This is a genomic window from Novosphingobium sp. BL-S-24, assembly GCF_055521575.1.
Genome location: NZ_CM145488.1, coordinates 193,101 through 205,868, shown reverse-complemented (window position 1 = coordinate 205,868; position 12,768 = coordinate 193,101). Strand labels below are relative to the sequence as shown.

At 61.9% G+C, this 12,768-nt stretch carries 9 protein-coding genes; 6 read left to right on the top strand and 3 right to left on the bottom strand.

The window, feature by feature from the left end; all coding sequences use genetic code 11:
- Nucleotides 1-103 precede the first annotated feature (103 nt).
- From ACZ1JM_RS06155 to ACZ1JM_RS06145, 3 genes are read left to right on the top strand one after another with little or no spacing between them, the layout of a single operon-like run.
- Nucleotides 104-1,921, top strand: a complete 1,818-nt coding sequence (locus ACZ1JM_RS06155) for an alpha-amylase family glycosyl hydrolase (RefSeq protein WP_465133959.1) — start codon at nt 104-106, stop codon at nt 1,919-1,921.
- A gap of 20 nt (nt 1,922-1,941) precedes the next feature.
- Nucleotides 1,942-3,564 carry an alpha-amylase family glycosyl hydrolase gene (locus ACZ1JM_RS06150; RefSeq protein ID WP_465134995.1) on the top strand — a complete coding sequence of 541 codons (1,623 nt, stop codon included), beginning with the start codon at nt 1,942-1,944 and terminating at the stop codon, nt 3,562-3,564.
- A complete protein-coding gene (locus tag ACZ1JM_RS06145; RefSeq protein WP_465133958.1) occupies nt 3,561-5,639 on the top strand; it encodes a glycoside hydrolase family 97 protein in 2,079 nt (692 codons plus the stop codon). Before ACZ1JM_RS06150 ends, ACZ1JM_RS06145 begins: the two co-directional genes overlap by 4 nt.
- 43 nt (nt 5,640-5,682) lie before the next feature.
- Here ACZ1JM_RS06145 and ACZ1JM_RS06140 read toward each other — a convergent pair whose 3' ends face one another.
- The 3 genes from ACZ1JM_RS06140 to ACZ1JM_RS06130 are packed head-to-tail and all read right to left on the bottom strand — an operon-like array spanning nt 5,683 to nt 8,518.
- Nucleotides 5,683-6,315 (bottom strand): TadE/TadG family type IV pilus assembly protein, encoded by a 633-nt coding sequence (locus ACZ1JM_RS06140; RefSeq protein ID WP_465133957.1) that lies wholly within the window; start codon nt 6,313-6,315, stop codon nt 5,683-5,685.
- An 8-nt stretch (nt 6,316-6,323) separates the two neighbouring features.
- Nucleotides 6,324-6,947, bottom strand: coding sequence for a TadE/TadG family type IV pilus assembly protein (locus ACZ1JM_RS06135; protein WP_465133956.1), 624 nt, complete (start codon nt 6,945-6,947; stop codon nt 6,324-6,326).
- A complete protein-coding gene (locus ACZ1JM_RS06130) occupies nt 6,944-8,518 on the bottom strand; it encodes a pilus assembly protein TadG-related protein (protein ID WP_465133955.1) in 1,575 nt (524 codons plus the stop codon). Before ACZ1JM_RS06130 ends, ACZ1JM_RS06135 begins: the two co-directional genes overlap by 4 nt.
- Before the next feature lie 222 nt (nt 8,519-8,740).
- On the opposite strand from ACZ1JM_RS06130, the gene ACZ1JM_RS06125 reads away from it, so the two are divergent.
- The 3 genes from ACZ1JM_RS06125 (at nt 8,741) to ACZ1JM_RS06115 (ending at nt 12,768) form a co-directional block, all read left to right on the top strand.
- The gene (locus ACZ1JM_RS06125; RefSeq protein ID WP_465133954.1) at nt 8,741-8,893 is read left to right on the top strand and encodes a hypothetical protein; all 153 of its coding nucleotides are present in this window, start codon (nt 8,741-8,743) and stop codon (nt 8,891-8,893) included.
- Nucleotides 8,894-9,030: 137 nt separating this feature from the next.
- The gene (gene purC / locus ACZ1JM_RS06120; protein WP_465133953.1) at nt 9,031-9,813 is read left to right on the top strand and encodes a phosphoribosylaminoimidazolesuccinocarboxamide synthase; all 783 of its coding nucleotides are present in this window, start codon (nt 9,031-9,033) and stop codon (nt 9,811-9,813) included.
- 54 nt (nt 9,814-9,867) lie between these two features.
- Nucleotides 9,868-12,768, top strand: coding sequence for a M16 family metallopeptidase (locus ACZ1JM_RS06115; RefSeq protein ID WP_465133952.1), 2,901 nt, complete (start codon nt 9,868-9,870; stop codon nt 12,766-12,768).

The following is a 12,768-nucleotide window of genomic DNA, read 5'->3' as shown; positions in this document are numbered from 1 at the left end:
GCGGCGCCGAACGGGCGGAACCGGCGAAGTCTCCCTCCCCTTCTCCGGTTCCGCCTTTTATCCCGGTGCGGGCCAACCGTCTGCCACAGCGGAGAACTGACCGATGAACCGCCTGCTCCCCTCGCTCGCCGCGCTGACGATTGCGCTGTCTCACACCGCAGCGATGGCGACGCCCGAAGACGACATGCGTGCCCGGACGCCCGAGCAGGAAGTCATCTATTTCGCCCTGCCCGACCGGTTCGAGAACGGCGATCCGTCAAACGATCGCGGCGGCCTGAAAGGCGGCAAGCTGACCACCGGCTTCGATCCTGCGGACAAGGCTTTCTATCACGGCGGCGATCTGAAGGGTCTGACCCAGCGGCTGGACTATATTCACGGGCTTGGCGCGAGCGCGATATGGGTCGGCCCGATCTTCAAGAACAAGCCGGTACAGGGCCCCAAGGGTCAGGAGAGCGCCGGGTATCACGGATACTGGATCACCGATTTCACGCAGGTCGATCCGCACCTTGGCACGAACGGCGATTTCAAGACCCTGGTCGATGCCGCCCACGCACGCGGCATGAAAGTGTACATGGACATCATCGCCAACCACACGGCCGATGTGATCCAGTACACGCAAGGCGCCGGGCAGCAGTACCCCTATCGCTCAAAGGCCGATTATCCGTTCTCGACCCGAGGCGGCGTCAAGGGTGCGCCGATCAACGCCGGGTTCGCTGGCGACGCGAACTCCTCCGCCGAGAACTGGGCGAAGCTGACCGATCCGACATTTGCCTACACTCCCGTCGTGCCGAAAGCCGAGCGGCGGGTGAAGGTGCCGGCGTGGCTCAACGATCCGATCTACTACCACAATCGCGGCAACACTGACTGGAAGGGTGAAAGCTCCCAGTACGGCGATTTCGTGGGGCTGGATGATCTGGCCACTGAAGATCCTCGCGTCGTCTCCGGCATGATCGCCATCTACGGCGACTGGATCGACCGCTTCGGTATCGATGGTTTTCGCATCGATACCGCCAAGCACGTCAATCCCGAGTTCTGGCGGTCGTTCGTGCCGGCCATGCAGGCCCGTGCGAAAGCGAAAGGCATCCCCAACTTCCATATTTTCGGCGAAGTCACCACGGAGGGTTATGACCCTGCCCTGCTCGCCTCCTGGACGCGCAATTCCGGGCTTCCGGCGGTTCTGGATTTCGCCTTCATGGACGCGGCAATAACGGCCAGCAGCGGCAAGGGTGGCACGAACGACCTTGGCCGCATGGTGGAAGACGATGCCCTGTACGAAGGCGGCAAGTCCGCCGCGCTGCAATTGCCGACATTCCTTGGCAATCACGATGCCGGTCGCATCGGCATGTTCCTGACGAAGGCCAATCCCGGCATCGCGGCAGACGAGCTTCTGGCGCGGGACAAGCTGGCCCACGCGCTGCTGCTGACGCTGCGCGGCGTGCCGACGATTTATTCGGGCGACGAACAGGGCTTCGTGGGCGAAGGCAACGACCAGCTTGCCCGCCAGGATCTGTTTGCGTCGAAAACCGCGATCTACAATGCGGAAAAGCTGATCGGCACCAGCGCGACAACGGCACAGGCCAACTTCGACACCGGGCACCCGCTGTACACCTTTATCGCCTCATTGGCGAAGCTGCGGCGAAGCACACCGGCGCTGACCTCCGGCCGGACGGTGCTGCGGACCGCTTCCGACAAAGCGGGCTTGTTCGCGGTATCACGATTTGATCCCGCGACGGGGCAGGAAGTTTTGCTCGCGTTCAACACATCGAAAGTGCCGGTCACGGCGCAAGTGTCGGTAGATCCGGCTTCACGTGCGTTTGCCTCTCTCGCCGGAGCGGACTGCGCGGCGACACCGAGCGCCCCGGGTAGCCTTGCTGTAACTCTCCCGGCACTGGGCTTCGCCGTATGCGCGGCCCGGCCGTGAGCATGTCCACGGTGACGATGATGAAGTCGGTGGATCGCCGTTCGGAAGCGACCCCCTGGTGGCGCGGCGCGGCGATCTACCAGATCTATCCGCGCAGCTTCGCCGATTCCAATGGCGACGGGATCGGCGATCTTCCCGGCATCACGTCGCGGCTCGATCACGTTGCGCGGCTGGGTATCGACGCGATCTGGATCTCGCCGTTCTATGCCTCTCCCATGGCTGACTTCGGGTACGACATCGCGGACTACTGCGCGGTCGATCCGATGTTCGGGACACTGGAAGACTTCGATGCGCTGATCGCCCGAGCCAGATCGCTCGATCTCAAGGTGATCGTCGATCAGGTCTACGCCCATACATCGGACCGGCACCCATGGTTCGTGGACAGCCGATCCAGCCGCACCGGGGCGCATGCCGACTGGTACGTGTGGGCCGATGCAAAGGCCGATGGCTCCCCGCCTAACAACTGGCAGTCGATCTTCGGCGGACCGGCATGGCGGTGGGACGCGCGGCGCGGGCAGTATTACATGCACAATTTCCTGGCCGAGCAGCCCCAGCTCAACTGCCACAATCCGGCCGTGCAGGAAGCCTTGCTGAACGTCGCGCGGTTCTGGCTAGACCGGGGCGTATCGGGTTTCCGCATCGATGCGCTCAACCATTCGATGCACGACCCGCTGCTGCGCGACAATCCGCCCGCGCCGGACGATGGCCGCATCCGCACGCGTCCCTACGATTTCCAGGTCCAGACCTATAATCAGTCGCACCCGGCGATCATCGGCTTCATCGAACGCCTGCAAGCGCTGATCGCCTCATACCCCGATACGTATTCGCTGGCCGAAGTCGGCGGCCTGAACGCCGGGGCGGAGATGAAGGCGTTTACGCAGGGGGATGAGCGCCTGGACAGCGCCTATGGGTTCGACTTCCTCTATGCCGACAACCTCACGCCCAGGCGCATCGCCGCAGCGCTGAACTTCTGGCCGGACGAGCCCGGCACCGGCTGGCCGAGCTGGGCCTTCGAAAATCACGACGCCCCGCGCGCCCTCTCCCGCTGGTGCAGCGCGGAGGACATTGACGCCTTTGCGCGGATGAAGGCGATGCTGCTCCTTTCGCTGCGCGGCAACCCGATCCTGTTTCAGGGCGAGGAATTGGGCCTGCTGCAGGACGAGATCCCTTTCGATCAGCTGCGCGACCCGGAAGCCATCGCCAACTGGCCGCTCACACTTTCGCGCGATGGCGTTCGCACTCCGCTGCCGTGGATGGCGCAGGACGAACACGGCGGCTTTACGTCCGCCAGCCCATGGCTGCCGCTCAGTGAGAACAACCTCGCCCGTGCGGTGGACCGGCAGGAAGCCGACCCCTCGTCGCTGCTCAACCTGACCCGCCGCCTGCTGCAACTCCGTCGTGACAGCGCGCAGTTGCGGCGCGGCGACTGCGACGTGCTGGTGGCCGACGAAACGCGCCTTGTCCTGCGCCGCACCGTCGAAGGCCGCAGCGTCATCGCCGCGTTCAACATGGCGCCGCACCCCGCTGACTGGCCCGACGCCGTGTCGATCGTCGGCACTGTGCTGGCCGCCGTGAACGACGCCCGGCCGAGCGTGCTGCCCGCGTGGGGCGGACTATGGATCATCGAAGGAGAACAGGCATGAAGCCGCTCAACCTGCTGGCATCCGCCGGCCTGACCCTGTCGGCGCTGGCCCCGTTGGCGCTGATCACGCCCGCGTCCGCGCAGGAAGCCCGCCCACAGGTGTCCGCCGCTTCCCCTGACGGCAGCATCGTCCTTACCGTGACGACCGATAACGACAGCCGCCCCACCTGGTCCCTCTCACGCAAGGGCAAGCTGCTGATCGCGCCCAGCAAGCTCGGCTTCATCCTGACCGACGGGCTGAACATGGCGCGCGGCTTTTCCATAACGTCGAGCGATACCGCGAAAGGCGATGACACCTGGGAACAGCCCTGGGGAGAGCGACGCTTCATCAAGGACCGGTACAACCAGGTCACTGTGCGCTTTCAGCAGGGCCCGACGTACGGCAACCGGCTGATGAACGTCACGTTCCGCCTGTTCGATAACGGCGTCGGCTTCCGGTACGAGTTGCCCGAGCAGCCTGGTCTCAAGACGATGAAGATCGCCGACGAAACGACCGAGTTCTCCATCGCTCCCAAGGGCACCGCATGGTGGATTCCGGGTGGCGAGTGGAACCGGTACGAGCAGGTCTATCAGCGCACCCCCATCGATGCCGTGTCCACCGCCCACACGCCTATCACCATGAAGCTGGACGACGGCACCCACCTGTCTTTCCACGAAGCGGCGCTGGTGGACTATGCTGGCTACTGGTTCAAGCGGGCCGAGGGCCAGACGTTCCGCACCACCCTGTCGCCATCGTCACGCGGCGCGCGGGTCGTGCGCGACCTTCCGTTCGCCACGCCATGGCGCACGGTCCGCATCGCCGACGACGCTGCCGGTCTGGTCGAGAACGATCTGGAGCTCAACCTCAATGAACCCAACAAGCTGGGCGATGTCAGCTGGGTGAAACCGGCCCGCTACATCGGCATCTGGTGGGGCATGATCCGCGGCGACTGGAGCTGGGCGGAAGGCCCCAAGCACGGCGCCACGACCGAGCGCACCAAGCAATACATCGACTATGCGGCCAAGCATGGCTTTCGTGGTGTGCTGGTCGAAGGCTGGAACAAGGGCTGGAACGGCGACTGGTTCGGCCATGGCGACGAATTCAGCTTCACCCAGGCGACGCCTGACTTCGATCTCGACGCAGTGACCCGCTATGCCCGCAAGAAAGGCGTGCGCCTGATCGGGCACCACGAAACGGGCGGCAACATCGCGGTCTACGAAGCGCAGATGGAAGACGCATTCAAGCTGTACGAGAAAGTCGGCGTGGATGTGGTCAAGACCGGGTACGTTGCCGACCATGGCGGGATCATCGCCAATTCCGACAGGCCGGGCGCGCCCATCGGCCCGCTCCGGATGGAGTGGCACGACGGCCAGCGCCAGGTCGAGCATCACCTTGCTGTCGTCGAAGCCGCCGCGCGCCACCACATCGCCATCAACGCTCACGAACCGGTGAAAGACACCGGCCTGCGCCGCACATACCCCAACTGGGTTTCGCGCGAAGGCGCACGCGGCATGGAATACAATGCCTGGGGTGAGTTCGCCAACGGACCGGACCATGAACCGACGCTGGTCTATACCCGCATGCTGTCCGGCCCGATGGACTTCACCCCCGGCGTCCTCAGCCTTCAAGGGTCCAACGGCCCCCTCGCCTCGACGCTCGCCAAGCAGCTGGGCCTGTACCTCGCCCTCTATTCGCCGATCCAGATGGCGGCCGATTTCATCGAGCAACTGGACAAATACCCGCGCGAGATGAACTTCATCGAATCCGTCCCGACCGACTGGTCCGAAAGCCGCCTGATCGCCGGTGAAGTGGGCGATTATGCGGTGTTCGCACGCAAGGATCGCAATTCGCAGCGGTGGTTCGTCGGCGGCGTGAACGACGCCACGGCGCGCACGGTGACGCTCAAGTTCGATTTCCTCGACGCCAGCAAAACGTACAGGGCCAGCGTCTGGAAAGACGGTGAAGGCGCGACGTACCTGACCGAAGCGCGCCACACCATCGCCTATGATACCCGCACGCTGCGCAAGGGCGATACGATGGAAATATGGCTCGCACCCGGCGGCGGCACCGCCATCCGGCTGGAGCCAAAACGCTGATCCCGGCGCCGCTTCGGACTACCCCCGAGGCGGCGCGAAGCGGTCAGGTGCAGGTAGACTTGCTGGCCACATCGGCCGATACCGCACTCAAGTCGCGGTCGTCGCGGACCATGAAGGCCGCTTCCCGCCTGAACCTTGGATTGCCAACGAACATCGTCCCGAATAGCGGCTGGTAGGTATAGGACACTTCGACATACATGACCGCCGTGGTGGCAGTGGCCATCACCTGTGGGTTGCTGCTGCCCATTCCGGTGACCGTTCTGCCTTGTGGGCCGTACCTGGACGTCACTGACAAATTGCCTCGGCACCGCTGCCAGCGGATGACCTGCTGGCCAGCCGCGTTACGCTCAAGGCTGGACAGGATGATGCGGCCGTAGGTGTTCAGGCCATAGCCCGCCCCTTCCACCAAGGCGCCGGACATGACGGAATCGATCTGGCTCTCCGTGACCGTAGGGGTGATGGCGCTGTTGTCGGTCTGGCCAAGGCGAGAGGCGTTGTCCGCGACCGACGACGCGATCTGCCCGATCTGCATGTTGATCATCGCCATGCGCGCAACTTCGGTTCCGTACAGGCCGAGAATCAGAAGCACCGGCAGGATCAGCGCGAATTCCACATAAGACAGGCCACGCTCGTCGCGCCGAACCCGTGCCGCCAATCGCCCAAGCTTCCCTGACATGGCGCGCATCACGGACAAGTTCTCGTCTTCGTTGCGTACTTGTCCTGGCGCTCGAACGGCTGGTTCTTCTTGACGACGCTCGTGGTGAGAGTGCGCTGCGCGCCTGATCCGCTGATGAAGGGGTTTATGAACACCGGCGTGTATTTCACTGTCACCGTGTAGAGGACGACGTCGTTGCCGCCGCCATTACCGTCCGAACCGATATCCGCGTCCCACTGCCCGTTGCCATTCTCATCGACGTAGTTCTCGGACTTGTCGCATTTGCCGTTGGCGTTCTTGTCCTGCCAGCTTTCGGGACGCTTGATGTCGGCAAAGTCGTAGTAGCTGCTCCGCTTGCCTTTGACATCGGCACCGGGCGCAATGTTCTTGACGATGCTGTCAACGAAAGCGTCGGCCTTTGTGGTGTCGGCGCCTTCAAGAGTGTTGTTGCGTGCAGCCTGCTGCGCCGCACCGCTCAGCATCGCCTGCAGGTAAGCGGTATGGCCCAGATCATAAATGCCGAGCAGCAGCAGGATCAGCACGGGTCCGGCGATGGCGAACTCGATGATCGTCGCACCGCGCTGATCCTCTGCAATCCGGCACCGCGGCGCCGCCCTGCTGCAAAGACGAGGCATAGCTCTGCGCGAGATCATTGCGTGATCCTCAACTCGCCCACCTGCTTGGCGATTTCCTGAAAAGCCGCGTTAAGCTCGGTTGCGTTGGTGGCGACGAAAGAGCTGTTGGTCGATGCGCAGGTCTTTAGGTCTGTACTTAGGGCAGACGTAAACGCTACCACCCAGACCCGGATGCTCTTGTCCTTGATCGCTTCGCACGTTGCGAGGAACCGCTGCGTATGCCGAGCCTCATCGTTGGTGCTGCCGTCCGTCGTAACACGGCGATCCCACCATTCAAGGCCCCACGCCTGCGCGATGTACGCATTCGGCTCCATCTCACCGTCGGTCATGAAGATAATGTGTTTCGCAACCTCGCCGCCATTCTTGGGGTCATCGTTCACGACGTTCTTCCACATGCCCTGTGGTGAAAGCATTCGACCACCCCAGATCATGCCGATGTCGAGGTATGTTCCACCAACTGGGTCGAGTGAGTTAACGTATGTATTGAAATCGGACTGCGACATCGTTGCGAGCTGCCTTGCCGCGACCGGGCAATACTCGGCCGCCTGGCTGCCTTCGTTGGTGGTGTCAGTCGTGTAGTACGTGTTCCCCCAAAAGTTCCGCGCATAGCGCAAATAGGTGATCTGGGACCACAACGGCGCCCATTTGGTCGCGTCGTTGTTAAGGTCCGGCGCGCTATCGAGATCGAGGTCCAATGCACCGGCGGGGGAGATCTTTTTGGTGGTCGAAGAGTACGTGAAAGTGCTCTGCGCTACTGTGCCACGTTCCTGAATGCAGCCGTTCCAGGTGAACGACTGGTTGGTTCCAAGCTCGCCGGTCTTGACGTTAGTCGATGCGAAAGTCTTGAACTTGCTCGTGTCGAAATTGATCTGCCGGTACGTCATCTTAAGCGTTTTGTTGTCGAAGCTGCGCGATTGGTAATTATAGTTGTCAACGATGTACCGGCTATCCAGCGCAGTCAGCAGGCGACCGACATTCACAGTCGAACTAAATGGGACGAAGCCGTAGCGAATGCGTGCGTTGCTGTTCGCAGTGGCGGACGCCATCGTCGTATAGAAATTGCGCATAGCGTCCTGCAACGCGCTAATGCGCTTCTGGCCGCCGGACAGCGTGAAGTCCATGGATCCGGTGGTGTCGAGCACCATCATGATATCGGCATTGCCGACGCCCATCGAACTGGCGCAATTCACGGCGATATCGAATTGCTTATATCCGAAAATCTGCATGATCACGGTATCGAGAATCGTGGTCGCAGTAGCGGTGACGGTGATCCCGCCATCGGGCGAAGTTGGCGTAAAAGTGGTCGATCGAGTGCCGAGCGTGCTCTGCGCGAAGTTGTTGTTGAAATAGGTGGTCGCCGCCGTTGCCGATGGGGCATCCCACTTCTTCGTGGTCACAGTCCGTCGACCCGCCAACACTCCGGCGTCGCACGCGGACTGTAATTGCTGGCGGGCAAGGTAATTGCGGCTAAGGTCAACTGCCGAACCGATGATGACCAGCCCCACCATCACGCCCGCCGCCGCAATCGGCAGCACGTTGCCGCGAACATCACGTCTCAGCCGCGAGATCAGAGTGGTTGCTTTGCGCATTTGGTTAAGCAGGCCCGCTGTTGGATTACGCCGAATTCGATTGCATTACCGGGAATGTCTTAAGGAAGTTTTGGCTGTGAGCAGTGGCCCGCCGCTTTTGGGGGTGTCGGGACACATCCGGCGTTTTTAAGTCATTCCAATGTAGTTTTAGGTGCCCCTCTGAAACCTTGGCTCCGCGAATGCATTTCGCTTGCCGGAGGGAGTTAACTACGGAGCAGAGCCATGGCCTTGTCGGATGACCGCAGCGACGCAACGCGCCGTATATGGAGCGCTCGGACGCCGCTCGACCCCTCGCTCCGCCGCCGGATCTACGGCCCTATTCAGCCGATGGAATCGCCCTCGATCCTGCGCCGCCTGCTGGATCACCTGCAATAGAACCCGGGTCAGTCAGCCCGGTTTGCTTTTACCCCCGCTTGCATTATATGCGCGCTTGAATGCCCCGGTTGATTTAGTCGCCAAAACGGCTCGATCGCACCGGGGTTTGCTCTTTTGTCGTTTCAAGGACCACGCGCATGTCCCGTCGCCGCCAGATTTACGAAGGCAAGGCCAAGATCCTTTACGAAGGTCCTGAGCCGGGCACGCTGATCCAGTATTTCAAGGACGACGCCACTGCGTTCAACGCGCAGAAAAAGGGCACGATCCAGGGCAAGGGCGTGATCAACAATCGCATCAGCGAGTATGTGTTCACCCGCCTGAATCACATCGGCGTGCCCAACCACTTCATCCGTCGCCTTAACATGCGCGAACAGCTCGTCCGCCAGGTCGAGATCATTCCGATCGAGGTGGTGGTGCGCAACGTGGCCGCCGGCTCCATCTCCAAGCGCCTCGGCATTCCCGAGGGTGAGATGCTGCCCCACACGCTGATCGAGTATTACTACAAGGACGATGCTCTGGGCGATCCGCTGGTCGCTGAAGAGCACATCGCCTGCTTCGGCTGGGCCAACCATGACGAGATGCAGGACATCGCCGCCATGGCGATCCGCGTGAACGATTTCATGGCGGGCATGTTCGCCGCCATCAACATCCGCCTCGTAGACTTCAAGCTGGAGTTCGGCCGGATCTGGGATGGCGACTATAGCCGCGTGATCCTTGCGGACGAAATCAGCCCGGACGGCTGCCGCTTGTGGGACATGGTCACGGGCGAAAAGCTCGACAAGGACCGCTTCCGGCGGGACCTTGGTGGCGAGGAAGAAGCCTATCAGGAAGTGGCCCGTCGCCTTGGATTGCTTCAGGACGACAACGGCCCCAGCGAAGTGCTGGACCTTTCAAAGCACCGCAAGCTGCGCGGCAAATAAGCCGCCGCTTCTAACGTTGAAATCGCCCGGCCGCGCTGCGCGCCGGGCTTTTTCATGCCCAGTGCGATTGAGCGGCGGGGTTGCTATCCCCGCCCCGCCAAGGCAATCCTAGACGCGATGAGAGGTTACCTGATCGCATCCGTGCTGATGCTGGCGCCCGCGCCGCTCCTTGCAAAGGCTCCACATACCGCACCGGATGACGTGACCTGGGCGTTCGAGCACAGCGATGTTCCGCTCGACCGCGCGTTCCGATTTGGCAGGCTCGCCAACGGCATGCGCTATATTATCCGGCATAATGCCACACCGGCCGGAACCGGCATCGTGCGAATGGACGTCAGGGTGGGATCCCTGGACGAGAACGAGTCCGAGCAGGGTTTCGCCCATTTCCTGGAGCACATGGCCTTCAATGGGTCGAACCGCGTGCCGGAAGGGGAGATGATCTCTCTGCTGGAGCGGGAAGGTCTGGCATTCGGGGCCGACACCAATGCCTCGACCAGTTTCGATCATACGCTCTACAAGCTGGACCTGCCGCGCAGCGATCCCGCCCTGATCGATACCGCCCTCATGCTGATGCGCGAGACGGCCAGCAATCTTTCCATCTCCCAAACTGCAGTCGACCGGGAGCGCGGCGTGGTGCTGTCGGAAATGCGCGACCGCAATTCGTGGTCGCTGCGAAACGCGGTGGATGCGACGAAGTTTTTCTATCCCAATTCACGATATTCGCTGCGATTCCCGATCGGCACCGTCGAGAGCCTGAACGCAGCGAATGCCGATGCCCTGCGTGCGTTCTACCAGCGCGAGTATGTGCCAGCGAACGTGACCATCGTAGTCGTCGGTGATTTCGATCTGGACGCTATGGAAGCGGGCATCGTGCGCCATTTCAACGATTGGGTGGGTCAGTCCGCAGGGCCTCGGCCAGATGCCGGACCGATCCGCGCCAACGACCGAGGGCGAGCCGACGTCTATCTGGACCCTTCCCTGTCGGAGAGGGTAACAGTGCAGCGCAACGGCAGATGGCTCGACGAGCCGGACACTCTGGCCCAGCGCCGTGAAAAATTGCTGCGATCGATCGGGTACGAAATCGTCAACCGTCGACTGCAACGGCTTTCGCGTAGCCCCGAACCGCCGTTTCGAGGCGCTGGCTTCGGAACCGGCGACGTGTTCGAGGTCGCCCGATCAACCCGGCTCATTGTCGATACGGTCGATGGCAAATGGCGGGATGGATTGAACGCGGCCGGGCGGGAATATCGCAGGGCCCTGACCTTCGGCTTTACGCAGAGCGAGGTTGATGAGCAGATCGCCCAACTGCGCACCGCACTGAACAATGCTGCGGGCGCCGCGAACACGCGATCCAATGCCGCGCTGGCCCAGGCGGCGCTCGCTCTTGTCAGTAACAGGCTGGTCCCCTCTACCCCGCAATCGGCCAAGGATCGTTTCGAAGCTTTTGCGCCGCAGATCACCCCTGACGCCGTTCTGTCGGCCATGAACAGGGAAGCACTGATGCTTCATAAGCCACTCATCCGGTTCCAGGGTAGGCAGGCGCCGGAGGGCGGGAGCGGCGCACTGCTTGACGCGTGGAAGGCCATGGGGAAAGCCCCGATTGATCGGGCTTCGAACACTGATGTCGCACAGTTCGCTTATACTGACTTCGGGCCGGCTGGCACGGTAGTGAGCGATAGCCGCCGCGCCGATTTGGGAATTCGCGAAATCCGTTTCGCGAACGGCGTGATGCTCAACCTGAAAAAGACCGACCTTGAAGCAGACCGGATACGAGTAAGCGTCGCGATAGATGGCGGGGATATGCTGAACACCCGCAACGATCCGCTCACTACCGAGCTGACGCCTTACATGGATGAGGGAGGATTGAAGCGTCATAGCCGGGATGAGCTGGACACGATCCTCGCTGGTCGCACCGTCGGATTCGGTTTCGCCAGAGGCCCCGCCAGCTTCGACTCCCGCGTTGCTACGACCCCACGCGATCTCGAACTGCAGCTTCAATTGCTGACGGCGCTGATCACTTCGCCCGGGTATCGAGAAGAGGGAGAAGTTCAATACCGCCAGCAGATTAACAACTATTTCGCTCAGGCAGGCGCCACCCCTGCCAGCGCATTGCAGGCGCAGATCGGAGCGATCCTGTCGGGCAAGGATTCGCGATTCAGTCTGCAAAACGTCGAGGACTATCGCCGCCTGACCTACGAGCGTTTCGCCCGGGATGTCGCTGACCGCCTGGAAAACGGCGCGGTGGAGATCGGAATTGTCGGTGACATTGACGAGGATCAGGCGATAGCTTCCGTAGCCCGGACTTTTGGCGCGCTGCCCACCAGGGAACAGGCATTCCGTTCGTATGGCGACCAGCCGAAGCGACCGTTCACTACCGATCGTACCCCGCGTGTGATCAGGCACAGCGGCCCCAAGGATCAGGCGCTGCTGCGCCTGACGTGGCCAACGCGCGATGACAGCGATCCTGCCGAGGCGCTAACTCTGGAATTGCTCGAACGGGTCGCGCGCGTTGAGCTGACAGATCAACTGCGCGAGGCGCTGGGCAAGGCTTACTCGCCGTCCGCATCGAGTTCGTTGTCGCGTGTGTGGAAGGATTACGGCGTCTTCAGCATCACGGCTTCCGTTGCGGTCAGCGATGTGTCGGCGACCCGTACCGCGATCGACAACGTTGTCGCGGACTTGCGCGCTGCTCCGGTCAACGACAATATTCTTAGCCGCGCACGGCAGCCCCTGATCGAAACATACCGCAACGCGTTGAAAAGCAACGCCGGATGGATGGCGCTGGTGGATCGCGCCCAGACCGAGCCGGATCGCATCGATCGATACCAGCGGGCCAGCCAGCGACTGAATGCCCTCAAAGCCAAGGATGTGCAGGCCATGGCACAAAGGTACCTAGAGCCCAAAAAAACGATCGAGATACTCGTCCTTCCCGAAGGTGTGGACACGCCGAAGTAG

Excerpts from the sequence above, each read along its gene's own strand:
- ACZ1JM_RS06155 (WP_465133959.1), top strand. The coding sequence starts at position 104 with ATGAACCGCCTGCTCCCCTCGCTCGCCGCGCTGACGATTGCGCTGTCT.
- ACZ1JM_RS06150 (WP_465134995.1), top strand. The coding sequence starts at position 1,942 with ATGAAGTCGGTGGATCGCCGTTCGGAAGCGACCCCCTGGTGGCGCGGC.
- ACZ1JM_RS06145 (WP_465133958.1), top strand. The coding sequence starts at position 3,561 with ATGAAGCCGCTCAACCTGCTGGCATCCGCCGGCCTGACCCTGTCGGCG.
- ACZ1JM_RS06140 (WP_465133957.1), bottom strand. The coding sequence starts at position 6,315 with ATGTCAGGGAAGCTTGGGCGATTGGCGGCACGGGTTCGGCGCGACGAG.
- ACZ1JM_RS06135 (WP_465133956.1), bottom strand. The coding sequence starts at position 6,947 with ATGATCTCGCGCAGAGCTATGCCTCGTCTTTGCAGCAGGGCGGCGCCG.
- ACZ1JM_RS06130 (WP_465133955.1), bottom strand. The coding sequence starts at position 8,518 with ATGCGCAAAGCAACCACTCTGATCTCGCGGCTGAGACGTGATGTTCGC.
- ACZ1JM_RS06125 (WP_465133954.1), top strand. The coding sequence starts at position 8,741 with ATGGCCTTGTCGGATGACCGCAGCGACGCAACGCGCCGTATATGGAGC.
- purC (WP_465133953.1), top strand. The coding sequence starts at position 9,031 with ATGTCCCGTCGCCGCCAGATTTACGAAGGCAAGGCCAAGATCCTTTAC.
- ACZ1JM_RS06115 (WP_465133952.1), top strand. The coding sequence starts at position 9,868 with ATGCCCAGTGCGATTGAGCGGCGGGGTTGCTATCCCCGCCCCGCCAAG.